This is a genomic window from Klebsiella sp. K47 (genome assembly GCF_051858335.1).
Lineage (GTDB): Bacteria > Pseudomonadota > Gammaproteobacteria > Enterobacterales > Enterobacteriaceae > Klebsiella > Klebsiella pneumoniae.
The window spans coordinates 1-243 of the sequence record NZ_JBPYUI010000194.1; the positions used below are offsets into that span (position 1 = coordinate 1).

At 67.9% G+C, this 243-nt stretch carries 1 protein-coding gene; it reads left to right on the forward strand.

Annotation, left to right across the window (positions count from 1 at the left end; genetic code table 11):
• On the forward strand, positions 1-243 hold a 243-nt coding region (locus RRF55_RS27670), incomplete at both ends, for an ATP-grasp domain-containing protein (protein ID WP_439419250.1).

Below are 243 nucleotides of genomic sequence, written 5' to 3' on the forward strand. Positions count from 1 at the left end.
GCCAGGTCGAAAAGACCGGCCTGATTCTGGAAGGTTTCGTCGCCTTTGATCGCGAGGTCAGCGTGGTGGCGGTACGGGCGCAGGATGGCGAGTTCCGCGCCTGGCCGATCACCGGCAACTGGCACGTCAATGGCGTGCTCTCGGCCAGTCTGGCCCCGTCGCAGCTGTCGGCGGCCCAGCATGAGGCGGCCATCGGCTACGCGCGCACCCTGGCCGAGCGGCTGGACTATGTCGGCGTGTTCG